Source organism: Actinosynnema sp. CA-299493, from assembly GCF_050946825.1.
Taxonomy (GTDB): domain Bacteria; phylum Actinomycetota; class Actinomycetes; order Mycobacteriales; family Pseudonocardiaceae; genus Actinosynnema.
This window is the reverse complement of the sequence record NZ_CP191993.1, coordinates 2,913,830-2,938,779: the sequence shown is the minus strand read 5'-3', so window position 1 is coordinate 2,938,779 and position 24,950 is coordinate 2,913,830. Positions and strand designations below refer to the sequence as shown.

The window sequence follows — 24,950 nt, the reverse complement described above, 5'->3', positions numbered from 1 at the left end:
CACGATCGAGATCATCAACTACGGCTGGAGCACCAGCCACACGCCACACGTGCCGGCGTTCGGCGGTGCGGCCGTGGTCCTCGTGCGATCAGCGGTTGAGCGCGCTCCGGGTGCCGTGCGCTATCTCCAGGTCTTCGCGTGCCGTGACGACGAAGGTCCGCGCCCGCGCGTCCCGACCGGTGATCTCCGTGTCGCCGTCGACGTCCTCGTTGCGCTCCTCGTCGATCAAGACGCCGAGGAAGCCCAACCGCTCGGCGGTACGGCGGCGCACCGTGGCCGACTTCTCGCCCACACCGCCGGTGAACGCGAGGACGTCCAGCCCGCCGAGCGCGGCGGCCATCGAGGCGATGCCGCCGACCAGCCGGTGCGTGTAGACGTCCAGCGCCAGCACGGCGTCCGGGTCGCCGCCGGCCGCCGCCGCGTCGATCTCCCGCATGTCCCCGGTGCCGGCCAGCGCGGTGAGCCCGGACTCCTTCTCCAGCGTGGTCGCGACCTCGTGCGGCGTCAGCTCCTCGTGCTCCTCCAGCCACAGCACCAGACCGGGGTCGACCGTGCCGGACCTGGTCGCCATCACCAGGCCCTCCAGCGGGGTGAAGCCCATGGTGGTGTCGACGCTGCGGCCGTCGGCGATCGCCGTCAGGGACGCGCCGGCGCCCAGGTGGCAGGTGACGGCCCGCGCGCCGGGCGACCCGAGTTCGGCCACCCGGCGCGCGCAGTAGGCGTGGGACAGGCCGTGGAAGCCGTACCGGCGGATCGCGTACCGGTCCCGCCACGCCCGGGGCACGGCGTAGGTGGCCGCCGCCGCGGGGATGGTGGTGTGGAACGCGGTGTCGAAGCACGCGACCGCGGGCACGTCCGGCAGCAGCCGACGCACCGCGTCCAGACCCGCCAGCGACTTCGGCTGGTGCAGCGGCGCGAGCGAGGTCAGGTCGACCAACGCCTGCCGCACCAGGTCGTCCAGCACGACGGGTTCGGTGAACCGGGTGCCGCCGTGCACCACGCGGTGCCCGACGGCGTCCGGCGTGGGCCAGTCCGCCAGCACGTCGGCGAGCCGCTCCGGGTCCGGCTCGACGTCGGCGGCGCGCTCCACCTCGTCGTCGGCCGCCAGCAGTCGCAGCTTCAGGCTGGACGAGCCCGCGTTGACCACCAGGACCCGCACGTCAACCCCACGTCCACCCGGCGATCGCCGGGTCGTCCTCGCCGTGCTCGCGGGTGTGCTGGAGCGCGGCGAGCCGGGCGTCCGACATGCGCTGCCGCAACGACGCCGCCGTGCCGCCCAACGACGGCACCCGGTCGATGACGTCCATGACCAGGTGGAACCGGTCGAGGTCGTTGAGCATCACCATGTCGAACGGGGTGGTCGTGGTGCCTTCCTCCTTGTACCCGCGCACGTGCAGGTTGCGGTGGTTGGTCCGCCGGTAGGTGAGCCGGTGGATCAGCGACGGGTAGCCGTGGAACGCGAAGACCACCGGCTTGTCGGTGGTGAACAGCGCGTCGAAGTCGCGGTCGGGCAGGCCGTGCGGGTGCTCGGTGTCCGGTTGCAGGCGCATGAGGTCCACGACGTTGACCACGCGCACCTTCAGGTCGGGCAGGTGCTCGCGCAGCAGTTCGGCGGCGGCCAGGGTCTCCAGCGTCGGGATGTCGCCCGCGCACGCCAGCACCACGTCCGGCTCGCCCTCGGTGGTGCCCGCCCAGTCCCAGATGCCGAGCCCGCGCGCGCAGTGCGCGATCGCGTCCGGCATGTCCAGGTACGTCAGCGACGGCTGCTTGCCCGCCACGATCACGTTCACGTAGTGCTTGCTGCGCAGGCAGTGGTCCGCCACCGACAGCAGCGTGTTGGTGTCGGGCGGCAGGTAGACGCGGACGATCTCGGCCTTCTTGTTCACCACGTGGTCGAGGAAACCGGGGTCCTGGTGGCTGAACCCGTTGTGGTCCTGCCGCCAGACGTGCGAGGACAGCAGGTAGTTCAGCGACGCGATCGGCGCGCGCCACGGGATCTTCCGGGTCGTCTTGAGCCACTTGGCGTGCTGGTTGAGCATCGAGTCGACGATGTGGATGAACGCCTCGTAGCTGGTGAACAGACCGTGCCTGCCGGTGAGCAGGTAGCCCTCCAGCCAGCCCTGGCACAGGTGCTCCGACAGGACCTCCAGCACCCGGCCGTCCGGCGCGAGGTGCTCGTCGCCGGGCACGGTGTCCGCCCGCCACTTGCGGTCCGTCGCCTCGAACAGGGCCGACAGCCGGTTGGACGCCACCTCGTCCGGGCCCACGACGAGGAAGTTGTCCGGGTTGCGGCGCACCACGTCCCGCAGGAACCCGCCGAGCACCTTGGTGGCCTCGCTGCTCTCGACGGCGGGTCGCGCCACGGTCACCGCGTGGTCGCGGAAGTCGGGCATCCTCAGGTCGCGCAGCAACCGGCCGCCGTTGGCGCGGGGGTTGGCGCTCATCCGCCGGTCGCCGGTGGGCGCGAGGGCGCGCAGCTCGGGCACGAGCCTGCCGGCGTCGTCGAACAGCTCCTCGGGTCGGTAGCCGCGCAGCCACTCCTCCAGCTGCGCGCGGTGCGCGGCGTCGGTGCGGGTGGCGGCGAGGGGGACCTGGTGCGCGTGGAACGTGCCCTCGACCCGCTTGCCGTCCACTTCGCGCGGGCCGGTCCAGCCCTTCGGGGTGCGCAGGACGATCATCGGCCACGGTGGGCGGGTCTTCGACTGCCTCATCTCGGCGATGTCGTCCAGCACCCTGTCCAATGTGGACGCCAATTGCTCGTGCACGGCCTTGGGCTCGTCGCCGACGACGAAGTGCGGCGTGTGGCCGTAGCCGCGCAGCAGGGAGGCCAGCTCGTCGTCCGGGATGCGCGCCAGCAGCGCGGGGTTGGCGATCTTGTAGCCGTTGAGGTGCAGCACGGGCAGCACGACGCCGTCCCGGGCGGGGTCGAGGAACTTGTTCGAGTGCCAGCTGGCGGCCAGGGGCCCGGTCTCCGCCTCGCCGTCGCCGACCACGCACAGCGCCAGCAGGTCGGGGTTGTCGAACACCGCGCCGTACGCGTGCAGGAGGGCGTACCCGAGCTCGCCGCCTTCGTGGATCGAGCCGGGGGTCTCCGGCGCGACGTGGCTGGGGATGCCGCCGGGGAAGGAGAACTGGCGGAACAACGCGCGCAGGCCGTCCAGGTCCTCGCCGATGCCCGAGTAGACCTCGCTGTAGGTGCCTTCCAGGTAGGCGTTCGCGACGAGACCTGGTCCGCCGTGGCCGGGCCCGGTGACGTACAGGGCGTTCAGGTCGCGTCGCCGGATGGCGCGGTTCATGTGCGCGTAGAGGAGGTTGAGGCCGGGTGTCGTGCCCCAGTGCCCGAGCAGGCGGGGTTTGACGTGCTCGGGGAGCAGCGGTTCGCGCAGCAGCGGGTTGTCGAGCAGGTAGATCTGCCCGACGGACAGGTAGTTGGCCGCGCGCCAGTAGGCGTCCAGCAGGTCGAGGTCGTCCGCGGGGTGCTCGGTCGACGGCATGGCCCCGACGCTAGCTCTGATCACGGGGGTCCGAAACTCGAACCAGCGGGACGGGGGACGGCGGGCGACCATGGGCGCGGGAGGTGGCTGTGTCCGAGGTCGCCGGTGCGCGGCAGGAGGGGTTGACCTCGGCGGAGGTCGCGGAGCGCGTCGCGGACGGGCGGACCAACGCCGTCCGCTCCCGCACGAGCCGCAGCGCGGGGCAGATCGCGCGGGCGAACGTCATCACGCCGTTCAACGGGCTGCTGACCGCGTTGTTCCTGGTCGTCCTGGCCACCGGGCGGTGGCAGAACGGCCTGTTCGGGCTGGTGGTCGTGGCCAACACGGCGATCGGCGTGGTCCAGGAGCTGCGGGCCAAGCGCACCCTAGACCGCCTCGCCGTGCTCAACGCGCCACACGCCCGGGTGACGCGCGACGGTGTGACGTCCGAGATCGAGGTCGACGACGTGGTGGCCGACGACCTGGTCGACCTCCGCACCGGCGACCAGGTCGTGGCGGACGGCGTGGTCACCGGCGCCGACGGCCTGGAAGTGGACGAGTCGCTGCTCACCGGCGAGTCCGACCCGGTGCGCAAGTCCGTCGGCGACGACGTGCGGTCCGGGTCGGTCGTGGTGGCGGGATCGGGCCGGTTCCGGGCCACCGCGGTCGGCGCGGACTCCTACGCGACCCGGCTCACCGCCGACGCGCGCCGGTTCACCTCGGTCCGGTCGGAGCTGGTGGCGGGCACGAACAAGCTGCTGCGGTGGATCTCCCTGATGATGCTGGTGGTCGGCCCGCTGCTGCTGTGGAGCCAGCTGCGCAGCCCGGACACCGACGACTGGCAGGAGGCGATGACCGGCGCGGTCGCGGCGCTGGTCGGCATGGTCCCCGAGGGCCTGGTGCTGCTCACCAGCCTGGCGTTCACGGTCGCCGCCGTGGCGCTGGCCCGGAAGCGGACGCTGGTGCGGGAACTGCCCGCGGTGGAGGTGCTGGCCCGGGTCGACGTCGTCTGCCTGGACAAGACGGGCACCCTCACGCACGGCGACATCGTCTTCGACCAGCTGGTGGCGGACGGACCGCAGGACGACCTCCGGGAGGCGCTGGCGCTGCTGGCGACGGCCCCGGACGCGAACGCGACCTCCGCCGCGCTGGCCGGCACGTTCACCTCCACCACCTGGCGGCGCACGGGCGGCGTGCCGTTCTCGTCGACCCGGAAGTGGTCCTCCGCGGACACCGACGGGCACGGCACGTGGGTGCTCGGCGCGCCGGAGGTGGTGTTCCCCGAGGGTGGTCCGCTGTCCGACCGCGCCGCCGACTTCACCGCGCGGGGCAAGCGGGTGCTGGTGCTCGCCTCCGCCGAGGCTCCCGCCCGGGGGACGTCGCTGCCCGCCGATCTCGGCGCACGCGCGCTGGTCGTGCTCGCCGAGCGCATCCGCGACGACGCCGCCGACGCGGTGCGGTACTTCGCCGAGCAGGGCGTCACGCTGCGGGTGATCTCCGGCGACAACCCGCGCACGGTCGGCGCGGTCGCGGTGGCGATCGGCGTGCCCGGCATCTCGGACGCGGGCGAGGCGGTGGACGCGCGCACGCTGCCCGACGACCCGGACGCGCTCGCCGACGTGCTGGCGGAGTCCGCCGTGTTCGGGAGGGTCACGCCGCAGCAGAAGCGGGCCGTGGTGGGCGCGTTGCGGCGGCGCGGGCACGTGGTCGCGATGACCGGTGACGGCGTCAACGACGCGATGGCGTTGAAGGACGCCGACATCGGCGTGGCGATGGGCAACGGCGCCGCCGCGACCAGGGCGGTGGCGCAGCTGGTGCTGCTGGACAGCCGGTTCGCGCACCTGCCGGACGTCGTCGCGGAGGGGCGGCGGGTGATCGCGAACATCGAGCGCGCGGCGAACCTGTTCCTGGTGAAGAACGTGTACTCGCTGGTGCTGGCGCTGGTCGTGCTGGTGGGCGGGATCGCCTACCCGTTGGCCCCGATCCAGCTCACCCTGATCTCGGCGTTGACGATCGGCGTCCCGGGTTTCGTGCTGGCCCTCGGCCCGAACCGGCGGCGTTACGTGCCGGGCTTCCTGGGACGCGTGCTGCGGCTGGCCGTGCCGACCGGCGTGGTGATCGGGCTGGCCGCGTTCGGCGGCGACCTGGTGATCCGCTCGCTCGACCGGGGCGGTGGGCCGGTGGCCGGTCAGACCGTGGCGACGGTGGTGGTGCTGGTGGCGTCGTTGTGGACGTTGTCGCTGCCGGCGCGGCCGTTGACGGGGTGGAAGGTGGCGCTGCTAGCCGGGCTGGCGACGACGGCGGCGGTGATCCTGGCCGTGCCGGCGCTGGCGACGGACGTGTTCCTGCTGGACGTGACGCCGCAGCGGCTGCTGGTGGGCCTGGCGGTCGGCGCGGTGGCGGCGGCGTCGGTGGAACTGGTGGCCCGGATCAGCCGGCCGACCGCGCCCTGACCTGGTCGGCCTCCGGGCTGCCGATGCTGTCGCAGATCAGCAGCGCCCGCGCCCAGGCGTCCTGCGCGCCCGGCAGGTCCCCGGTCAGGTGCAGGTGGTCGAGCGACTCGTCCGACGACGTGCACCCCGCCGTGCACGACGCCCTTCCGCACCACCGGTCCGGCGACCGCGCCGGAGATCTCGTTCGAGTTCTCCACCCTCACGCGCAGCGCAGTTCGGCGGAGAAGCGCCGTCAAGCGCCGACCGTGCCGTCGATGCCCTCGCGCAGGAGGTCGGCGTGCCCGTTGTGCCGGGCGTACTCGTGGATCAGGTGGAGCATGACCAGGCGCAGCGACACCTCCTCGCCCCAGCGCTCGTGGTAGCCCGTGACGTCGAGCGAGTCGGCTCCGCGCTCGACGCGGCGGGCGTGCTCGACCTCCGCCCGCCACGCCTCGAACGCCTCGGACCTGGTCGCGGCGGACGCGTCGTAGGCGACCTGGAAGTCGCCGTCGGCCGACCAGACCAGCGGGACGTCCTCGTGGCCGATCACGCGCCGGAACCAGGTCCGCTCCACCTCGGCCATGTGCCGGACCAGGCCGAGCAGGGTGAGCGTGGACGGCGGCACGGAGCGGCGGCGCAGGTCCTCGGTGGACAGGCCCTCGCACTTCATGGCCAGGGTGGCGCGGTGGTAGTCGAGGAAGGCGCGCAGCGTCTCCCGCTCACCGGCGCGCAGCGGTGGACCGATCCGTTCGGTGGTCATGCGGGCCATCCTCCCCGGCGGGCTAGGGTCGGGCGCCATGGACCCGCTGGTGCCCCGGTACGGGGCCGGATCGCTGGCCGACGTCGTGCCGTCGTTGCTCGCCGGGCTCGGCGTGCCCGGGATGGTGGACGTGCTCGGCATCTCCGGCCCGTCCAGGGTGTGCGTGCTGCTCGTGGATGGTCTCGGGTGGCGGTTGTTGCGCGAGCACGAGGCGGACGCGCCGTTCCTGGCGTCGTTGGCCGGGCCGCCGATCACGGCCGGGTTCCCGTCGACCACGGCGACCAGCCTGGCCTCGTTGGGCACCGGCGTGCCGGCCGGCGAGCACGGGGTGGTCGGGTACTCGTTCGCCGAGGGCGGCGAGATGGTGAACGCGTTGCGGTGGTCGCGGCACGGGGCGGCTTCGCACGTCGACCTGCGGGACGTGCTCGTGCCGGAGGAGGTGCAGCCGAGGCGGACGGCGTTCGAGGTGGCGGCCGACGCCGGGGTGGCGGTGCGGCTCGTGCTGCCGCGCGACCAGAGGGGCAGCGGGCTGACGCGGGCGGTGCTGCGGGGTGGGCGGTTCCAGGGCGTGCTCGGGTTCGGCGACCTGGTGGCGCGGGTGGCGGAGGCGATGCGGTCGGACGAGCGGGTGCTCTGCTACGCCTACCACGCCGAGCTGGACGCGCTCGGGCACGTGTACGGGCCGGGCAGCGAGGCGTGGCGGTGGCAGTTGCGGTTCGTCGACCGGTTGGCGGCGGCGGTGGCGGACGGGTTGCCGGCGGGTGCGGCGCTGGTCGTGACCGCCGACCACGGGATGGTGGCGGCGGACGACCGGGTGGACTTCGACACCGACGACGTGCTGCGGGAGGGGGTGCGGGCGCTCGGCGGCGAGGCCCGGGTGCGGCACGTCTACACGTCGGCGGCGGAGGCCGTGCGGGACCGGTGGGTGGCGCGGTTGGGTGATCGGGCGTGGATCGCGTCGCGCGCGGAGGCCGTGGCGGCGGGGTGGTTCGGACCTCGGGTGGCTGATCACGTGCTGCCGCGGATCGGCGACCTGGTCGTGGCGGCGAAGAGGTCGCTGGCCGTGGTGCGTTCGACAGCGGAGCCGGGACTCACTACCTTCGTCGGGCACCACGGCTCGCTGACGGAGGAGGAACAGCACATCCCGGTCCTGAACACGATCGGGTGATCATGGCCCGGAAATGTACGGAAACAGTGTTCTCGTACCTCGGTTGAATTGACCGAGCGCCGACCAGCCCCACCCATCCCCACCACCACCGCCCGGACACGGCTCGGCATAGCATCACGTGTCGGCCGCCAGGGGGTGCCCGAAGCGCCCGCACTCCGGGACGCCAGGGCGCCGGCTCGCCGCCGACACGACCGCGGCCGGGAACGGGAGGCGACGAGTGGAGCACGGGTCGCCGGTGGTGGACACGTCGGTCGCCGGGGTCGTGGAGGCCAGGTGGGGTGTCCGCCCGGAGCCCGCGATCGCCCGGTACGCCGAACCCGGCTGGCAGCTGGCACCCCTGCCCGTCGACCGCCGGTGCCCGAAGTGCGGGGGCGAACTGCACGGCCTGTACCGCGCCCACCCGGATCGCGGCAGGCAGCAGCTGCAAGCCGCCGTCGTGTGCCCCGCGTGCCCCGCGTCGTTCACGCTGCGGGAGCTGAAGCTCGCGCAACGCTCGGTGCTCGGCGACCTGCGCCCGGACGCCGTGTCGCGCCGCCTCGCGGAAGACGCCCAGCTCGAAGCCCTGGCCCGCTCGCACGCCACCCGGCCGCGGGGCGTTGACCAGCCCCGGATCGCGCCCAGGCCCCAGAGCCCACCCCCGAACCCGCCGACGCGAACCGACCACGACCACGACCGCGCCGCCGCGCCGGGTGCCGGGATCGACGAGCCCGGGACCGGGCTGGATCTGCCGTTGGAGACGGGGTCACGGGAGCAGGGGGCACGGGAGCAGGGGCCGCGCGCCGGATCGCCGGAATCGGGCTCGCGGCGGCCTGAGTCGCCGGGGACGGATTCGCGGCGGACGAGGGCGGGGTCTGCGGCCTCGGGGACGGGGTCGCGGCGGACGGGATCGGGTGCAGGGTCGCCCAAGGAGCATTCGCGGCGGACGGAATCGGGTGCAGGGTCGCCGGAGGAGGGTTCGCGGCGGGCGGGGGTGGATTCCGGGGCGTCGAAGGAGGCGCGGCGGGCGGAGGCCGGGGCCGGGTCGCCGGAGGAGGGGTTGCGGCGGGCGGGGGTGGGGTCCGGGGGGCCGGAGCCGGGTTCGCGGCAGTCGGAAGCCGCCGTTGGGTCGCCGGAGGAGGTGCGGCGGGCGGGGGTGGTTGCCGGAGGTGAGGCGAGAGTCGCGGCGGGGGCCGGAGGTGAGGCGGAGGTCGCGGAGGACGCCGGAGGCGAGGCGGGGGGCGCTGGAGGCGAGGTAAGGACCGCGGAGGACGCCGGGGGTGAGGCGGAGGGCGCGTCGGACGGTGCGGGGGCGGCGCGGGTTCGGGTGGGGCGGCGGGTTTCCACCGTGGCGATGGCGGCTCGGATCCGGTCGATCCTCAGTGGGTCGGAGGTGGCGCCGGCGGTGCGTTCGGCGGCGGTTCCCGTGCTGCCGCCGGCGTTGGCGGCGTTGGAGTCGCGGCCCGTGTGGTGGTGCAAGACGGTCGATCCCGACTTCGACGTGCCTGACGTGCCGACCGAGGTGGATGCTCGTGTCGTTTTGCCCGATTTGTCCGAATTTGCACCGCTGAAAGAACGACTCGGAGCAGCCGGGGTGCCGTTCAGAGCCATCCGCCACTGGCTCGAACAGGAAGAAGTGTCCGCGACCGCCGCCACCGCCTGGCTGTCCGACGTGGGCGGGGTGGTGCCGGAGCGGTGCGAGTCGGTCGTCGGCGAGGGTGCGCGAGCCGCCCGGCTGGCCTTCGAGATGCTGTGGGACCTGCACGAACCGGACCCCGACACCGCGACCGGCACCGCGACCCCCACGGGCACCGGCCCCGTCCCCATCGCCCGGCACGTCCCCGCCGACTGGGCCCGGTTCCTGCCGTTCCCCGTGCTCAACCCCGCCCAGGCCCAAGCCGCACCCCACCTGGTGGACGGCGACTCCCACCTGCTGATCACCGCACCGACCGGCGCCGGCAAGACCGCGATGGGCATGCTCGCCGTGCTGAAGGCGATCCTGCACGAAGGCCGCAAAGCCGCCTGGCTCGTGCCGCAACGCTCGCTCACCGACGAACTCGACCGCGAACTCGAGGCCTGGCGCGACGAGGGCCTCCGCGTCGAACGCCTCTCCGGCGAGTACGCCGTCGACGTCGAAGCCGTCAAAGCGGCCGACCTCTGGGTCGCCACCACCGAGAAGTTCGAGGCGATCTGCCGCGCGTCCTCCCTGCAAGCCGCCCTCGGCGAGGTCGGCTGCCTCGTCGTGGACGAGATCCACCTGCTCGGCAGCCCGAACCGGGGCGCGCTGCTGGAAGCCCTGCTGGCGCGCGTGCGCGGCATCGACTCGCCGGTCCGGATCGTCGGGCTCTCGGCGACCGTGTCCAACGCCGCCGAGGTCGCCGAGTGGCTGGAGGCGGACCTCGTGGCCACGACCTGGCGGCCGTCCAGGGTGACCTGGCAGCTGCCGACGATCCCGGCCGCCTCCGGCTTCACCGCGAACAACCGGCTGCGCGAACAGGTCGTGCTCGACCTGACCCGGCGGCACACCGCCGAGGGCGGCAGCGTGCTGGTGTTCTGCGGCTCCAAGCGCAACGTCCGCTCCACCGCGATGGCGATCGCGGCCGACCGGGGCGCGCCCGTGCACACCGTCGCCCCCGACGACGTGGACGGCCTGACCAAGGTGTGCGCGGAAGTCGGCGTCCGCCTGCACTACGCCGACTACGAGCACAAGCACGCCGCCGAACGGGCCTTCCGCGCGCGTGAGGCTGACGTCCTGGTCGCCACCTCCACCGTCGCCGCCGGCGTGAACCTGCCCGCCCGGGCCGTGATCGTGCGCGACGTGTCGATCGGTGGCGAGCCGATCGACACCTCCACCGTGCTCCAGATGTTCGGCCGGGCCGGGCGCATCGGCGCGGGCGAGACCGAGGGCTGGTCGTACCTGGTCGTCGACGAGACGCAGCGCGCCGACTGGCAGACCAGGCTGGTGGCGGGCTACTCGGTCTACTCGCGGATCCGCGACTCGCTGCCCGACCACGTGCTGGCCGAAGTGCTCCAGGGCCGGATCGGCACGGTGGACGACGCGCAGGCGTGGTGGGTCGAGACGTTGGCGCACGCGCAGGGCGACGACGACTTGGAGCCCGTGCAGGAGGCCGTGGCGTTCCTGGTGGACGAGGGCCACCTGACGGCGACCGGCGACCGGCTCGACATCACCGAGCTGGGACGGCTCACCGCGCGGATGATGGTGTCCACCCACACCGGTCACCGGTTGCGCCGCACGCTCGGCCTGCTGCCCGTGCCGCAGGACGCGGACGAGGCGGAGACCGCGCTCAGCCTGGTCCTGTCGGTCGCGGTCCGCGACCTGGCGGGCATCCCGGTGCCGGAGCCGGTACGGCCGGCCGTGGCGACGGTGATCAAGGCGGGCGGCAAGACGTCGCAGATCACCAACACCACGTCGGTGAAGGGCCTGGGCTCGCAGACGACCACCGCGCCGGGCGACCTGGCGTGGGCGGCGCTGCTGCTCGCGGCCCGGTCGCCGCACCTGTTCGACTCGCCGAGGCGGCGGGTGGCGGGCGGCATCCCGCTGGCCACCCTGCACCCGGTGTACGAGCAGGCGCCGAGGTTCCTGGCGTGGCTGGCCGCGCAGGGCGTGCTGGGCACCGTGCACCCGTGGATCGCGGTGGTGGCCGCCGACCTCGACCACCGCGTCCGCTGGCGGAGCCTCGCGCCGGGACGCGGCGCGGGCAGGCTGCTGTGGATGTGCGAGGAGATGGCCACCCGCGCCCACCTCAGGGACGTGGTGCCGGGCCTGTGGCGCTCGGCGGTCGCCCGGGGTCTGCGCGCGCCGGACTGGCCACCCGGGCGTTCGCCGGCGGGGTGCGTCCTGGACCACGCCGGGTACACCGCGTTGCTGCGCGAACGCACCACCAACCACACCCTTGCCGCGCACGCCGACCACGCCACCGTCACGGGCGGGACGGGCGCGTCCGCCGTCGCCTGGCGCGGCCGGACCTGGACCACGCCCACGACGACCGCGACCGTCGCCTATCCGCCGGCGGAGGACGACGACCCGACCGAGACCGGGGTAGCCGTGTTCACCCGTCGCGGCGACTACCGCGCCACCGGGTGGCTCGCCGCCTACACCGGACTGCACGCCGAGGACACCCCGCCACCACCGGCGCGCACGCGTCGCGGGCTCGGCCGGTGACTACTCCCGGTTCAGCTCCTGCGCCAGCATCGGCGCGAGGCTGCGGCTGAACGCGGCGTTGAGGTGGTCGGGGTCGTAGTACACGGCGATGTTGCCGACCACGCCGTGGCACTCGCGCTCGTCGCACAGGTAGTCGGTGAAGTCCACAACGGACACGCCGGTGTTGTCGGCGGTCCGGGCGACTTCCGCCAACGGGTCCGGTGGCTGCGCCGTGGCGCGGTCCACCGAGCACACGGCCGGGTCGCCGGGGTTCAGCGCCACGCACTGGGGGTCGCGCACGTCGCCGTTCAGCGGCGGGTCGCCCAACACCACCACGCGCGCACCCGCGTCGGTCCACCGCCGCCACCGCGGTTCGAGCCCGTCGCGGTACTGCTCGGCCTGCGAACGGCCGCTGCCGTCGTCCACGAGCTCCCGGCGCGAGTGGAACGACGTCAGCACCAGCGAGGGCGAGTCGGCCGCGATCACGTCGGTCATCCGCGCGGACCAGTCGGCGCAGCCGCGCCTGTCCTCCTCGGTCGCGGCCCCGCGGTAGCCGACGAAGTCCACCGCGGCCATCGGGCACCCGCCCAGGTAGGCGTACTTGAGCACCCAGCCGTGCTCGCGCGCCAGGTCCACCACCGGTGGCTGCCACTGCTGGGCGTGCGAGTCGCCGACGAGCCACACCACCCGCGCGGACGTCGATCCCCCGCTGTAGTCGCACTTCGAGACGCCGGCCGGGCCTTCGACGGCGCAGCCGGGCGCTGCCTTGAAGTACGCGTTGGCGGGTCCCATGTGCACGACCTCGGCCGGTCCCAACGGGTCCGGGCAGCCGTTGGCCGGGATCATCGCCTGCCCGCCGACGCACGACCCGGTGCGGAACTCCTCGGCCTTCCGCTCGGCTCGCGCGACGTCACGCGCGTAGGCCGAGTCCAACCCGGCCGCGGCGGCGGACACGACGAGCAGGCCGACCACCATCGCGGCGAACGTGGGTCCGGTCCCGAGTCGGACCGCGACGCCCCGGTCCTCGACCAGGACTTTCGACAGGTGCGCCAGCACGAGCGACACCGCGAGCACGGCGAGCAGCAGCGGCGTGGTCAGCCGGCCCGCGTCCGCCGCGCCGGCGAACGCGAACGGCGCGACGATGATCAGCGGCCAGTGCCACAGGTACAGCGAGTAGCTGACGCCGCCCAGGAACTGCACCGGCGGCGACGCCGTGACCACCGCGTGCCACTGCCGTCCCGGTCGCTGCCCGGCCGCGATGACGAGCGCCGTGCCGACCGTCGGCGCCAGCGCGAGGTAACCGGGGAAGGGTGTCGCGTGGTCGTAGAGGAACGCCGACCCGAGGATCAGGGCGAAGCCGACCGCCGACGCGATGCCGGCGAGCCGCTTCGACACCTCCACGCCGGCCAGCGCGACGAGCGCGCCCACCGCGAACTCCCAGACGCGACCCTGCGTGACGAAGTACGCCTGGTTCGGCTCGACCTGCGTGTAGTGGACGCTGAACGCCAACGACGCCACGCCGACCGCCGCGATGCCGACGACCTGCGCCCGTCGTCGCCGGACCTTGAACAGCACCACCAGGAGCACGGGCCAGACCAGGTAGAACTGCTCCTCCACCGACAGCGACCAGTAGTGCTGCACGGGACTGGCCGCCGAGTTGGCCGCGGAGTAGTCGACCGACTTCGCCGCGAGGAGCCAGTTCTCCCAGTACAGGGCACTGGCGAACGCCTCGGCCGCGGTCGCCTCCCAGCGCGGGTACGGCAAGAGGTAGTAGGCGGCGGCCACGCTGAGACCGAGCACCAGCAACGCGGCGGGCAGCAGCCGGCGGACGCGGCGGGCGTAGAAGCGGCCGAGGCGGACGCGGCCGGTGGACGTGATCTCGCGGTCGAGGTGCGAGCTGATCAGGAAGCCGGAGATGACGAAGAACACGTCGACGCCGACGTAACCGCCGGTGAGGACGGCCGGCCAGAGGTGGTTGACCACCACCGCGAGCACCGCGATGGCGCGCAGGGACTGGATGTCGGTGCGGAACGCCGGTTGTCTTCGTTCCCCGGCGGGCGCGCGTTCCTCGATGGCGGTGACCACGCTGCGCCTGCCTCCGTCGGATGACCCGCTACCGGCTACTGGCGCGGCACAGTACCCGACCGCGGCGCGTCGGAAGCCCTTTCGCGAGCAGGAATCCGGCGTCGTGGTCGCGCGGGTCGGTTCCGCAGCCTGGGTGCGGGTCTCACCTGAGGCGATCGAGCGGGTCCCGGCGGCGATCAGCCCAGGCGTCGGCGTCGGCCGTAGTCGCCCGGTGTGGTGCCGTGCCGGCGGCGGAAGGCGTGGATGAAGGGTGATGCCTCCGCGTAGCCCAGGCGTGCCGCGATCCGCTCCACCGGCAAGTCGGTCGTGGTCAGCAGTTCCTCCGCCCGCGCCGCCCGCGCCTCGTCCAGCAGCTCCTGGTAGCTGGTGCCGCAAGCGGCGAGCCGGCGGCGCAGTGTCCGAGCGCTCATCGCCAACTCCCCCGCCACCTCCGCGACCGTGACGTCGAAGTCGTCCGACCCGGCCAACCGCGACCGCACGACACCCGCCACCCCGAGCCGGTCCCGCCGGCGGGCCACCAGGTCGCGCAGTTGCGCCTCGCACATCGCGCTGGTCTCGGGACTCGCCAATCGCAGAGCCCGCCCCAGAAACGCAATGTCGAACGAGAAACCGCAGCGCTGCGCTCCGAATGTCGGCCGCACACCGAAAACGGCCTCGTACCGGTCGGAATCGTGCGGCTTCGGAAACCGGAAGTCCACCTCCAGCACGGGCACCCCACCCGGCGCCAGCTCACCGATCACCGTGTGGATCGCGGCCAGGTCGCGCTCGGCCAGGAACCGGGCCACCCCGGCGGGCAGCGCGGTGCCGTCGAGCTCCACCCGCACCCGGTCACCGTCGACCGACGCGGTCGGGTTGGTGAACGCGAAGCTCAGGTCCAGGTACCGCGTCGCGGTGTCGACCGCGTCCCGCACGGTGGCACAGCTGAGGAACGCGTAACCGAGGATGCCGAACGTGGTCGCGTGGTACCGGCGGCCGACGTCGACACCGCCGTCCGGCAGCACGGCGGCCAGGTTGCGCACGACCCGCAACTCCTGCCGCGCCCCGACTTCCACACCCGGCTCGGCCAGGTGCGCCGCGTCCAGGCCACTGCCCGCGAGCAACCGGTCCGCGCCGATGCCGTGGTCGGCCCCGAAGCGCACCAGCAAGGCCACGCTCGCGATGCCGCGGCGGAAGTCCCAGTGCCGCACCACCGGCTCGGCCAACGTCGCCATGGCCACCATTGTCGATTACCCGGCCGGTGATGTCCTGGTGCGTTCGGGGGGTTCGTCCCTAACGTCGCCGACGTGACGGCGGTCGTGGTGATCGGGGCGGGGTTCGCGGGCATCGGCATGGCGCTGGGCCTGCGCCGGGCGGGGTTCACCGACGTCACCGTGCTGGAACGGGCGGACGACGTCGGCGGCGTGTGGCGGGACAACACCTACCCCGGCGCGGCGTGCGACGTGCCGTCGTCGCTGTACTCGTACTCGTTCGCACCGAGCGCCGATTGGCCGCGCCGGTACGCCGCGCAGCCGGACATCCTGGCCTACCTGCGCAAAGCCGCCGAACCCGTGCGCGACCTCGTGCGGTTGGGCCGCGACGTGACGGGCGCCGCGTACGAGGACGGCCGCTGGCGGGTGGAGGTGGCCGGCGGTGAGGTGGCCGGTGGCGAGGTGGTCGAGTGCGACGTGCTGATCAGCGCCGTCGGCCAGTTGTCCCGGCCGTCCGTGCCCGACCTGCCGGGGTGCTTCGGCGGGCCGGCGTTCCACAGCGCGCGCTGGCGGCACGACGTGGACTTGCGCGGACGGCGGGTGGCGGTGATCGGCACGGGTGCCAGCGCGGTGCAGTTCGTGCCGCACGTGCGGCGGGTCGCGCGCCGCGTGACGGTGTTCCAGCGCACCGCCCCGCACGTGCTGCCGAAGCCCGATCGCGGTGGTTCCTGGGCGGACGGGTCGGCCGCGCGGCGACCTGGTTGACCGGCGAGCTGCTGACCGCCGCGCTGACGTCGGGGCCGCGCTCGCGCGGGGTGGTGGAGGCGTTGACCGGGCTGCACCGACGCCTGCGGGTGCGCGACCCGGTGTTGCGGGCGAAGCCGGCCCCCGGCGCGCCGGCCGGGTGTCAGCGGCTGCTGTTCTCCAACGACTGGTACCCGGCGCTGACCCGGCCGGACGTCGACGTGGTCACCTCGCCGGTCGCCGAGCTCACCGAGCACGGCGTGCGCACCGCCGACGGCGTCGAGCACCCGGCCGACGTGCTGGTCTACGGCACGGGTTTCGCGGCGGCCGACTTCCTGGCTCCCGTGCGCGTGCGCGGCCGGGACGGGCGGGAGCTGGCCGACGCGTGGGCCGGTGGCGCCCGCGCGCACCTCGGCGTCACCGTGCCGGGGTTCCCGAACCTGTTCCTGCTCTACGGCCCCAACACCAACCTGGGCGGCAACTCGGTGCTGACCATGATCGAGGCGCAGGTCCGGTACGTGCTGCGGGTGCTCGACCGGCTCGTCGCCGCGGGCGTGCCGGCGCTGGAGGTGCGGCCGGAGGTGGCGGAGGCGTTCGACGCCGAGGTGCGGCGACGGCTGCGGCACGGCGTGTGGAGCCTGTGCTCCAGCTGGTACCGCGCGGACGGCGGCCGGATCACCACGAACTGGCCCGGCCTGGTGTGGGAGTACCGGCGGCGCACGGCGCGGGCGGACCTGGCCGACTTCCGGCCGGTGGGAGATCACGTCGGCGCCGCGCTCGGCGAGCGGGCGATGTCGCGGTGGCCCGACAATGGAGACCCCGACCGCGAAGGGTGATCGATGAGCTATCCGCCGGAACCGTGGGAGCTGCACGGCCGCGCGTGCGTGTCGGTGTGGCTGGTCCGGGCGACGGCCCTGCCACCGCTGCCCGTGCCGCCGGTGACGGTGTTCGGGCGGGCCGTGGTCGGCACGGCGTTCGTGGACTACCGGCCGCCCGGCCTGGCGTACCACGAGGTGCTGGCCGCCGTGCTGGTGCGGCGGGGGTGGCGGTTCGGGGTGTCGATCACGCGCATCTGGGTGGACAGCCCGGCGTCCCGGGCGGGCGGCCGTGAGCTGTGGGGCATCCCGAAGGAGTTGGCCGGGTTCGAGTGGGACCGCGACCTCACCGCGTCCGCCCGCGACGAGCGCGGTCCCATCGCGACGGTGCGGGCGCGGGCGCCCCGGTTCGACGTGCGGCTGCCGGCGGCGGGGTCGACGTGGCAGGCGTTCGGTGACGGCGTGGCCCGCACTCCCCTGCGCGTCACCGGTCGCGTGGCCCCGGTCAGGGCTCGTTGGCACATCGACCCGGCCGGGCCGCTGGCGTGGCTGCTGCCCCACCGGCCGCTGGTCGGCGTCGCCGTCCGCCGGATGCGGATGACGTTCGGGCCACGCCACCGCTGAGACGAGAGCACCCCGGTCGTCCCGGCACGTCAGGGGTCGCGGCTAGGCCGAACGCAGGAACGCGCCCAGCCCGTCGAGCAGCCGGTCCACCTCGGCCTCGGTCGAGTACGGGGCCAGGCCGACCCGCAGCCCACCGGTGTCGCCGAGCCCCAGCCACCGGGACGCCTCGATCGCGTAGAACGAGCCCGCCGGCGCGTTCACGCCCACCCCGGCCAGGTGCCGGTAGGCGTCCGCCGCCGCGTGGTCGGCGAACGTCGCCAGCACCGTCGGCGTGCGCAGCCGGGCCCGCGACCACAAGGTCACGCCGGGCAGCTCCGCCAGCCCCGCCTCGACCCGCTCCCGCAACCGGTCCTCGTGCTCGCCCACCGCCGCCAACGACGCCGCGACCCGCTCCCGGCGCGTGCCCCCGGACGGCGCCAGGTCGGCGATGAAGTCCACCGCGGCCGTGCAGCCGGCCAGCACCTCGTACGGCAACGTGCCCAGCTCGAACCGCTCCGGCACGGCGTCCGACGACGGCAGCAGCTTGTCCGGCCGCAGGTCCGCCAGCACCTCCGGCCGACCCGCCACCACACCGCAGTGCGGCCCGAAGAACTTGTACGGCGAGCACGCGAAAAAGTCCGCCCCCAACGCCTCCACGTCCACCGCGTCGTGCGCGGTCAGGTGCACGCCGTCCACGTAGAACAGCGCACCGCGCTGGTGCGCCGCGGTGGCGATGCGCGCCAACGCGGGACGCGTGCCGATCAGGTTCGACGCCGCCGTGACGGCCACCAGGCGGGTCCGCTCCGACAACACCTCGGCGACGTCGTCCAGCTCGCCGGTCGCCGGGTCGAACCCGACCCACCGCACCACCGCGCCCACCGCCTCGGCGGCCTGCACCCACGGCCGCACGTTCGCGTCGTGGTCGAGCCTGGTCACCACCACCTCGTCACCGGGCCGCCAGGTGCGCGCCAGCGTGCGGGCGAAGTCGTAGGTCAGCTGCGTCATGCTGCGCCCGAACACCACGCCCTCCGGCGGCGCGCCGAGCAGGTCGGCCACCGCGCGCCGGGCGTCCAGCACGATCGTGTCGGCGGCGCGTTCGGCGTCGGTCACCACGCCGCGGTTGGCCAGGGACGAGGTCATGGCGTCCCGCATGGCGTCCGCGACGGCGGCGGGCACCTGCGAGCCGCCCGGACCGTCGAAGTGGGCGGTGCCGGTGGCGAGGGAGGGGAAGCGGGCGCGGACGGAGTCGACGTCGTAGGTCATGCCACCACTCTGACCCCGATCCACATCGGACTCCAGTGGTCCGGGTCACGTTCCGCCCTTGACAGTGGTCCAACCATCGCACAACCCTATGGAAGCGCTCTCACGGACCCGTCCGCGTCGGCGCCCGACCGCCTGGCCGCCCTGAAACCGGCCGAGTGGTCCGGACCACCCACCCTGCACCGAGGAGTCGCCACCATGCGCACCCCGACGAAGTGGCTGAGCGCCTTCGCCGCGCTCGTCACATCGGCGTCACTGGCCGCCGCCACACCGGCCGCGGCCGTCGGACCCGACCTGCTACCGCTCACGATCACCAACAACAGCGGCCGGTCCGAGGCCGTCCACCTGTACGTCCTCGGCACCGACATCCGCAACGGACGCCTCGGGTACGTCAACCAGTCGGGCGCGTTCACCCCGTGGCCGGCTGGAGCGAACCCTCCCTCCCCGGCACCGGACGTGTCGATCGCGGGCCCGGCGAACAGCGGCAGCGTCAGCCTTCGCGTGCCGCGGTTCATCTCCGGCCGCGTCTACATGTCGTTCGGCGAGAAGTTGAAGTTCTTCCTCACCCCGGACGGCCTGGTGCAGCCCGCGCCGTGGTCGCCGAGCGACCCCAACCGGGACATCCTGTTCGACTGGAGCGAGTTCACCTACAACGACGCGGGCCTGTGGTTGAACAGCTCGCAGGTGGACATGTTCGCCGTGCCGCACGCGGTCACCGTCACCGGCGCGAGCGGCACGACGAAGAAGACCGGCGAACTGGTCGCGAACGGCCGTGACAACGTGATCAACGGCCTGCGCGACCAGGCCGGCTGGGCGAACTCGATCCGCACCCGCGCCGACGGCACGGTGGTGCGCGTGCTCGCGCCGGGCAAGGCCGCCGACGCGGGCCTGTTCGACCGCGACTACCTCGACCCGTACATCACGCAGGCGTGGAACGCCTACACCACCAAGACGGTGACGGTGGTGCCGTTCGGCGACCGGCCGGACATCCGCTACTCCGGCCGCACGTCCGGCGCCACCATGACCTTCACCGACTCGGCAGGACGTCAGGTGGCGTCGTTCGCCAAACCGTCCACGTCGAACGTGTGGGGTTGCGACGGCGCGCTGCACGCGCCCAACGACCAGGTCGTCGGCCCGATCGCGCGGACCCTGTGCGCCGCGCTGCACCGCTCCACGCTCGGCAGGATCGACACCCAGCCCGGAGGCGGCCCCGCCGACTTCTACCAGGGTTCGATCACCAACCACTACTCGCGGCTCGTGCACCGGAACATGGTGGACGGCAAGGCCTACGGCTTCGCGTTCGACGACGTGCAGGCGCAGGAGTCGTTGGTGCACGACGGTGATCCGCGTTCGGCGGGGATCGTCCTGACGCCGTTCACGGGCGGTGGCGGCACTCCCCCGCCGGCGCCGGCGGGCAGCATCGTCAGCGCGTGGCACGGCAAGTGCGTCGACGTGCCGAACTGGAACTTCGCCGACGGCCAGCGCCTGATCGTGTGGGACTGCACCGGTGGCACGAACCAGAAGTGGGAGGCGACCGGCGGCGCGTTGCGCACGCAGAACAACATGTGCATGGACGTGGCCTGGGGCTCGACCGCCAACGGCGCCGCCGTCCAGGTCGCGACGTGCAGCGGCAACCCAGCCCAGCAGTTCGTCCTGACCGCCGCGGGCGACCTCGTCAACCCGCAGGCCAACAAGTGCGTGGACATCGCCGACTGGAACCCGGGCAACGACGCGGTCCTGCAACTGTGGGAGTGCGGCGGCACGGCGAACCAGAAGTGGCGTCGCGGCTAGGACTCCACCACCGGCTGGACGCGGCGCGATGCGGACACCGCGATCGCGCCGCGTCCTCGTGGACGAACGCCGTCCCGACGATCGGCGGTGCTCAGCCAGGTTCCTCGCCGTCCGTGCCGACGGTCCGCCTCTTCTCGAAAGGAGCCTTCTTCTGGCCGATCTCCGGGTCGATCTCGTACCAGCCGTTCTTTCGCTCGCTGTGCCTGCCCGCGGCGACCACGGCCAGATTTCCCCGGTGGAGGTAGTAGAAGATGGTGGCCGTACCCTCCTTCCCCCGCTTTCCCTTGCTGATGTGCCGCACCTCCACATCCTCTTCGTTGACGCAGTTGGCGCTGAACCCGCCTTCACCGATGGCTGCGCCGGCCGCTGCCTTCTTCAACTGGTCCTTGTCCGCCTGGTCCCAGTTCTTCCCCACGGCGTAGAGCTCCTCGGCCAGTTGCTCGTGTTCTCCAGGGTCGTAGTACGTGCCCCCGAAGCGTTCTACTTTCTTCTTCGGGGGCACGTCTTCCTCCTTCCCGCAGGGGACGACGAGGGTCGTCCGGCCGCGGCGCGACGGACGGGAGATGTGCACCATTGTCGTCATGTGTTTTCGAGCCGACGCACGGAAGCACCCACCGGACGGGTGAACACTTCCGGCCTCCCCACCAGCAGGAGCGACAGCCCGGGCCGCGGGGACGGTGCTCGCCCCGATCGGTGGCAGGTTCTCAGGACCCGTCCTTGAGCAGCGCCTTCCACCTGTCGCCCGTTTCGTAGTGCGCGGCGCCTTTCGTCTGGTACTCCCGGAAGGTGGGGTCCCAGGTCTTCGACGTAGGCGCCTGCACCTCGCCCAGCTGGGGCCACTGGTGGTCCACGTACCCGTAGTCGAAGTAGGCCAAGCCAGCCAGTTCGCGCCCGAAGACCCGGAGCCTCCTCCGCGTCGTGTCGTAGACGTTGTTCGTCGTCCGGGGTGACGCGAGGAAGAACTTGAGCCGGGTGTGCACTCCACCGAGCAACCAGGCGTCGTTCACCAGGATCGACCAGTTGTGTGATTTCAGAACGCCGCCAGGGCCGAACTTCTTCGTGGCCTCGTGCATGGTCCAGAAGTTGTTCTTCACGTCCGGGTCGATGCCGCTGCCATCCAGGTCGGGCGGCTGGTTGGTGATCCGCAGGCTGCCGATGATCAAGCCGATGAAGTCGGATTTGTCGCTCGCCCTCACCACGGCGTCGTAGACACTCCAGGCCACCGTGACGGCCGCATCGGAGAAAGCGTCCTTCCCGTCCCAGGTGCGGTCGAGATCCGCGTCCCGGTACAGGGCCCTCACGTCCTGCGCAGCTTTCTTGAACTGGCTCCTGGTGAACATGTCGCTCTCCCCTCACCCTCACGCGGCGGGTCTCGTCCATCCAGCAGACCACGGATGCGGGGCGCGGGGCGTTCGGCGACCGCCGGAAGGGGGAACCGTCGGGACGGCGCGTGCTCAGCGAGTCGCACGTGCCGGCGGACCGGGCCGCCCTCACCGGTTCGAGGGAATTGTGATCGGCATGCGGATGAGCCGTGCGCGGGCGGGCACCCGCCAGTCATCGCGTCCCGGCGATGGAGGGTTGGACATGCGTGTTCTGCGAGCAGTTTTCGCCTACGGTGCCGACGGTGCCCGGACGGCGGGTGCGGCGCAGGGCCGAGCAGTCCACCCACGTCGTGCACCCGGCAAGCAGGCGAACGCCAGGCGATGGTCGTTCCGAGACCTGTTCCGAGGGACGCGGGCGGTCGGTGGCGTCACGGGACACCGAGAAGTGCTCGCACGAAGTGGCCCTGAATTTCCGGATGCCTGAGGCCGCCCGGTCAGTGCCGGTTCGACGCGGACCCCGGGCCCCGGACGCGGCGACCGGAGCGCGCGGGCGGGTCGCGGGTCGGGGATGGACCAGAGGAGCAACGCCATGGGCAAGAGCATCACTGTCACCTTCCACAAGGGAATCAATGAAGGGGACGAGAAGAAGTGCGACGTCGAGGAGGGCTGGAAGCTCACTCGGATCCGGGCAGACCTCGAAGGAGACGGATTCCTCCCCCCGGACAAGGACGAGGAGGTGGCTTACCGCTTCGTCAACCCCAACGCCAAGGACGTCACGAAGGGGCAGGCGGTCATCTCCCGGGACCTTGAAGAAGCCGTCAGCCTCGAGTACGTCCTCCACTCCGACAACGTCATGATCACCAACGTGAAGGCGGCTCGCACCGACTGGGTGGGCATCAGCAAGGACTGGTTGCAGCAGGGAAGACTGGCCGTGCGGGTACGGCTGAACGACAACGACCAAAGCGCCAAGGACCAGAACCAGCGCGTCGGCGCGTTCCGGCCGCTCATGCTGTCCAACGTCGTGCCCACGAGCACGAAGGTCATCGGTGCCTATACCAACCTCTGCGCGGTGGTCGCCGACAGCGTGGTGACGTTCGACCTCAGCTCGAAGACGAAACTCGGCTTCGAGTTCACGGTCCGCCCGGAGCAGGGGGACGCCATCGCCTCCAGCTTGTTCCTGTGCAGCCCGGGGGACGAGGAGCACTGGGTGACGGGCTCCCTCGGGCGGTACCAGTCGGTCCAGAAGACCATCCAGATCACCGGACAGGGATCGAAGCCGCCCAAGGACGAGATCCTGGCGCTGCAGAAGGTGATATTCACCTCCAGGGCCGTCACGAGGTACCGGGACGCAAGCGGGACCTACCCACCAAATCAGATCCCCGGTGACGCGGAACCCACCGGCATGATCCCCGAAGGCTCGACAAAGCCGGGCAAGCCGACACCCGGCGCCGGGTCCGAACAGAAATTCGGGTGGATCGCCGACGTGACTACGGATCCGTGGGACCAAGCCCTGGGTCAAGTCGTCGTTTACTTCTTCGTTTTCCGGGACTGGGAGACCGCCAAAAAAGTAATCGAAGGCTACAACACCCCACCCCCCGACTCCTGGATGTGACGTACAGGCCAGCCGGGAGACGAGACGGAGGGACGGTCCGGTACACACCGACCGCAGCGGAGAGGAAGAGCTCATGACCCTGACCCTGACGACCGTGAGGAACACCCGCGGCATGAGCAAGTCGTTCCAGCTCGACCGTGAAGGGACGCTCACGCTGGTTCGAGGCAAGCTGCAAGAAGACGGGATCATGTGGGGGGAAGCCGATTTCCTCTTCAAGGACTCCCCGGTGGACAGGAGCGCCGAGGGCACGACCACGTTGTCGGAGATCATCGACGCGGACGAGGACGACACGATCTTCGTCGGAAAGGTGCGGGAGAAGTCTCTCGACGACGAGAACGCGCTCAAGTACTGGCAGCTGACGGACACGCAGAAGTGGGAGGTACTGGGAGGAGTGGGTGTTCTGCGCGGTCGCACACTGCGCAAGGAGGGGCTGAAGAAGACCTTCCGCGATGTCTGCACCTGGCGCGAACTGCCTGCCCACAACCGCCCCGACGTGACCACGGAGAAGGCGACCACCTACCGGTTCTCCGAGGTCACCAGTCATCTGGAGGTCTCCGGGGTGCAGTCCGGCTCCGTGTCGCTTTCCGTGCCCTTCGGCGAGGCCAAGGCGGAGTACGAGCACGAGAAGAAGCAGTCCCATGACCACAAGACGGTCTCGGAGCGCCTGGTCAACCGGTTCGTGGTCCGCAAAGTCATTCTCAAGCAGTACCTGGAGAAGATGGGCCCGGCTGCGGAGTTCGTGGAGAAGGTCGACAAGGCCGCCACGTTCGAGGGTTCCCCGACGGAGGACAACTACAAGGACCTCGTCGCCGTGCTGGACGACTGGGGTTTCTACGTGCCGACACTGTTCACGCTCGGCGGACTCGTGTACGCGACGGAAACCACCGAAATCACGGAGTTCTCCCAGGCCGAGACGGAGCGTAAGGACTTCGGCGCGTCCGTCTCCGCGACGTTCAGGGGTGTCGGCGGTGGCGCGAACTACAAGCAGGCCGAGGAGAAGAACAGCACGAAATCAGGTTCGAACAAGTACCAGAACATCACACTGCAGTCCATTGGGGGGATGGCCATCAGCTCGCACGAGGACTACACGAGCTGGGCAGAGTCCCTGGACCGCCCCGCCAACTGGGCCATCAACGAGTACGCCGAACTGCTCCCATCCCTCGTCCTGCTCAAGGACTGCGGGGACAAAGTCCGATACGCGCTGCAGAACGCGATGCTCGTCCTCCAGCAGTTCTCCGGCAGGGAGTACAACTACCTGCACATCGGCAAGTACGTGAACAAGGTCCAGTCACTCGTTCAGCCCTGACCTGGCACCCGGCGTCAGCTTGTCTTCAAGGTCCCGGTCGGTGACGTGCATCCGGTTGATCATGGAAGCGGCCAAGCCCCGACTGCGCGATCCCGAGGCCGCCGACCGCTGGCCTGGCCGGTCCTGGCCGCCCGCACCCAACTCCGCCTGGCCCGCCCACTGGTCGCCGACCTGCGCCACCCCTGGGAACGCCCCGCCGAACCCGCCAGGCTCACCCCGGCCCGCGTCCGGCGCGGGTTCCGGAACCTCCACAC

The 24,950-nt window shown here is 72.0% G+C and carries 18 protein-coding genes; 9 read left to right on the top strand and 9 right to left on the bottom strand.

The features are described from left to right. Positions 1 to 88: 88 nt before the first annotated feature. Together ACQPYE_RS13825 and ACQPYE_RS13820 are read right to left on the bottom strand one after the other, a co-directional pair. The gene (locus tag ACQPYE_RS13825) at positions 89 to 1,159 is read right to left on the bottom strand and encodes an acetate/propionate family kinase (protein WP_498721532.1); all 1,071 of its coding nucleotides are present in this window, start codon (positions 1,157 to 1,159) and stop codon (positions 89 to 91) included. Position 1,160: 1 nt separating this feature from the next. After that, positions 1,161 to 3,494 (bottom strand): phosphoketolase family protein, encoded by a 2,334-nt coding sequence (locus tag ACQPYE_RS13820; protein WP_498721531.1) that lies wholly within the window; start codon positions 3,492 to 3,494, stop codon positions 1,161 to 1,163. 89 nt (positions 3,495 to 3,583) lie between these two features. Between ACQPYE_RS13820 and ACQPYE_RS13815 the strand changes: the two genes are divergently transcribed. Further along, positions 3,584 to 5,926: an HAD-IC family P-type ATPase gene (locus ACQPYE_RS13815; protein WP_498721530.1), complete on the top strand. Its 2,343-nt coding sequence runs from the start codon at positions 3,584 to 3,586 to the stop codon at positions 5,924 to 5,926. A 232-nt stretch (positions 5,927 to 6,158) separates the two neighbouring features. On the opposite strand, the gene ACQPYE_RS13810 is transcribed toward ACQPYE_RS13815, so the two are convergent. Beyond that, positions 6,159 to 6,665, bottom strand: coding sequence for a DinB family protein (locus ACQPYE_RS13810; protein WP_498721529.1), 507 nt, complete (start codon positions 6,663 to 6,665; stop codon positions 6,159 to 6,161). Positions 6,666 to 6,702: 37 nt separating this feature from the next. On the opposite strand from ACQPYE_RS13810, the gene ACQPYE_RS13805 reads away from it, so the two are divergent. Both ACQPYE_RS13805 and ACQPYE_RS13800 read left to right on the top strand, forming a co-directional pair. Further along, entirely contained in the window at positions 6,703 to 7,833 is a 1,131-nt protein-coding gene (locus tag ACQPYE_RS13805) for an alkaline phosphatase family protein (protein WP_498721528.1), read from the top strand. A gap of 1,570 nt (positions 7,834 to 9,403) precedes the next feature. Further along, positions 9,404 to 11,992: a DEAD/DEAH box helicase gene (locus ACQPYE_RS13800; RefSeq protein WP_498721526.1), complete on the top strand. Its 2,589-nt coding sequence runs from the start codon at positions 9,404 to 9,406 to the stop codon at positions 11,990 to 11,992. Here ACQPYE_RS13800 and ACQPYE_RS13795 read toward each other — a convergent pair whose 3' ends face one another. Together ACQPYE_RS13795 and ACQPYE_RS13790 are read right to left on the bottom strand one after the other, a co-directional pair. Beyond that, positions 11,993 to 14,056: an acyltransferase family protein gene (locus tag ACQPYE_RS13795; RefSeq protein WP_498721525.1), complete on the bottom strand. Its 2,064-nt coding sequence runs from the start codon at positions 14,054 to 14,056 to the stop codon at positions 11,993 to 11,995. Positions 14,057 to 14,232: 176 nt separating this feature from the next. Continuing rightward, positions 14,233 to 15,267 (bottom strand): AraC family transcriptional regulator, encoded by a 1,035-nt coding sequence (locus ACQPYE_RS13790; RefSeq protein WP_498721524.1) that lies wholly within the window; start codon positions 15,265 to 15,267, stop codon positions 14,233 to 14,235. 72 nt (positions 15,268 to 15,339) lie between these two features. Here ACQPYE_RS13790 and ACQPYE_RS13785 point away from each other — a divergent pair, with 72 nt between their 5' ends. The 3 genes from ACQPYE_RS13785 to ACQPYE_RS13775 are packed head-to-tail and all read left to right on the top strand — an operon-like array spanning position 15,340 to position 17,426. Next, complete coding sequence (locus ACQPYE_RS13785) at positions 15,340 to 16,008, top strand: flavin-containing monooxygenase (RefSeq protein WP_498721522.1); 669 nt, start codon at positions 15,340 to 15,342, stop codon at positions 16,006 to 16,008. Further along, positions 16,005 to 16,823 carry a flavin-containing monooxygenase gene (locus ACQPYE_RS13780; RefSeq protein ID WP_498721521.1) on the top strand — a complete coding sequence of 273 codons (819 nt, stop codon included), beginning with the start codon at positions 16,005 to 16,007 and terminating at the stop codon, positions 16,821 to 16,823. Before ACQPYE_RS13785 ends, ACQPYE_RS13780 begins: the two co-directional genes overlap by 4 nt. 3 nt (positions 16,824 to 16,826) lie before the next feature. Continuing rightward, positions 16,827 to 17,426, top strand: a complete 600-nt coding sequence (locus ACQPYE_RS13775) for an acetoacetate decarboxylase family protein (RefSeq protein WP_498721520.1) — start codon at positions 16,827 to 16,829, stop codon at positions 17,424 to 17,426. A gap of 42 nt (positions 17,427 to 17,468) precedes the next feature. On the opposite strand, the gene ACQPYE_RS13770 is transcribed toward ACQPYE_RS13775, so the two are convergent. Further along, positions 17,469 to 18,668 (bottom strand): cysteine desulfurase-like protein, encoded by a 1,200-nt coding sequence (locus tag ACQPYE_RS13770; protein ID WP_498721519.1) that lies wholly within the window; start codon positions 18,666 to 18,668, stop codon positions 17,469 to 17,471. Positions 18,669 to 18,863: 195 nt separating this feature from the next. Between ACQPYE_RS13770 and ACQPYE_RS13765 the strand changes: the two genes are divergently transcribed. Next, a complete protein-coding gene (locus ACQPYE_RS13765; protein ID WP_498721518.1) occupies positions 18,864 to 20,456 on the top strand; it encodes a glycoside hydrolase family 64 protein in 1,593 nt (530 codons plus the stop codon). Positions 20,457 to 20,547: 91 nt separating this feature from the next. Here the strand turns inward: ACQPYE_RS13765 and ACQPYE_RS13760 are convergent, their stop codons facing one another. Both ACQPYE_RS13760 and ACQPYE_RS13755 read right to left on the bottom strand, forming a co-directional pair. Continuing rightward, entirely contained in the window at positions 20,548 to 20,958 is a 411-nt protein-coding gene (locus ACQPYE_RS13760; RefSeq protein ID WP_498721517.1) for a hypothetical protein, read from the bottom strand. Positions 20,959 to 21,160: 202 nt separating this feature from the next. Beyond that, on the bottom strand, positions 21,161 to 21,796 hold the full coding sequence (locus tag ACQPYE_RS13755) for a hypothetical protein (RefSeq protein ID WP_498721516.1): 636 nt from the start codon (positions 21,794 to 21,796) through the stop codon (positions 21,161 to 21,163). Between the two features lie 571 nt (positions 21,797 to 22,367). On the opposite strand from ACQPYE_RS13755, the gene ACQPYE_RS13750 reads away from it, so the two are divergent. Beyond that, positions 22,368 to 23,390 (top strand): hypothetical protein, encoded by a 1,023-nt coding sequence (locus ACQPYE_RS13750; RefSeq protein ID WP_498721515.1) that lies wholly within the window; start codon positions 22,368 to 22,370, stop codon positions 23,388 to 23,390. 73 nt (positions 23,391 to 23,463) lie between these two features. Beyond that, positions 23,464 to 24,696, top strand: coding sequence for an MAC/perforin domain-containing protein (locus tag ACQPYE_RS13745; RefSeq protein WP_498721514.1), 1,233 nt, complete (start codon positions 23,464 to 23,466; stop codon positions 24,694 to 24,696). Here ACQPYE_RS13745 and ACQPYE_RS13740 read toward each other — a convergent pair. Then, a complete protein-coding gene (locus tag ACQPYE_RS13740; RefSeq protein ID WP_498721513.1) occupies positions 24,679 to 24,948 on the bottom strand; it encodes a hypothetical protein in 270 nt (89 codons plus the stop codon). The genes ACQPYE_RS13745 and ACQPYE_RS13740 overlap by 18 nt on opposite strands. Positions 24,949 to 24,950 lie beyond the last annotated feature (2 nt).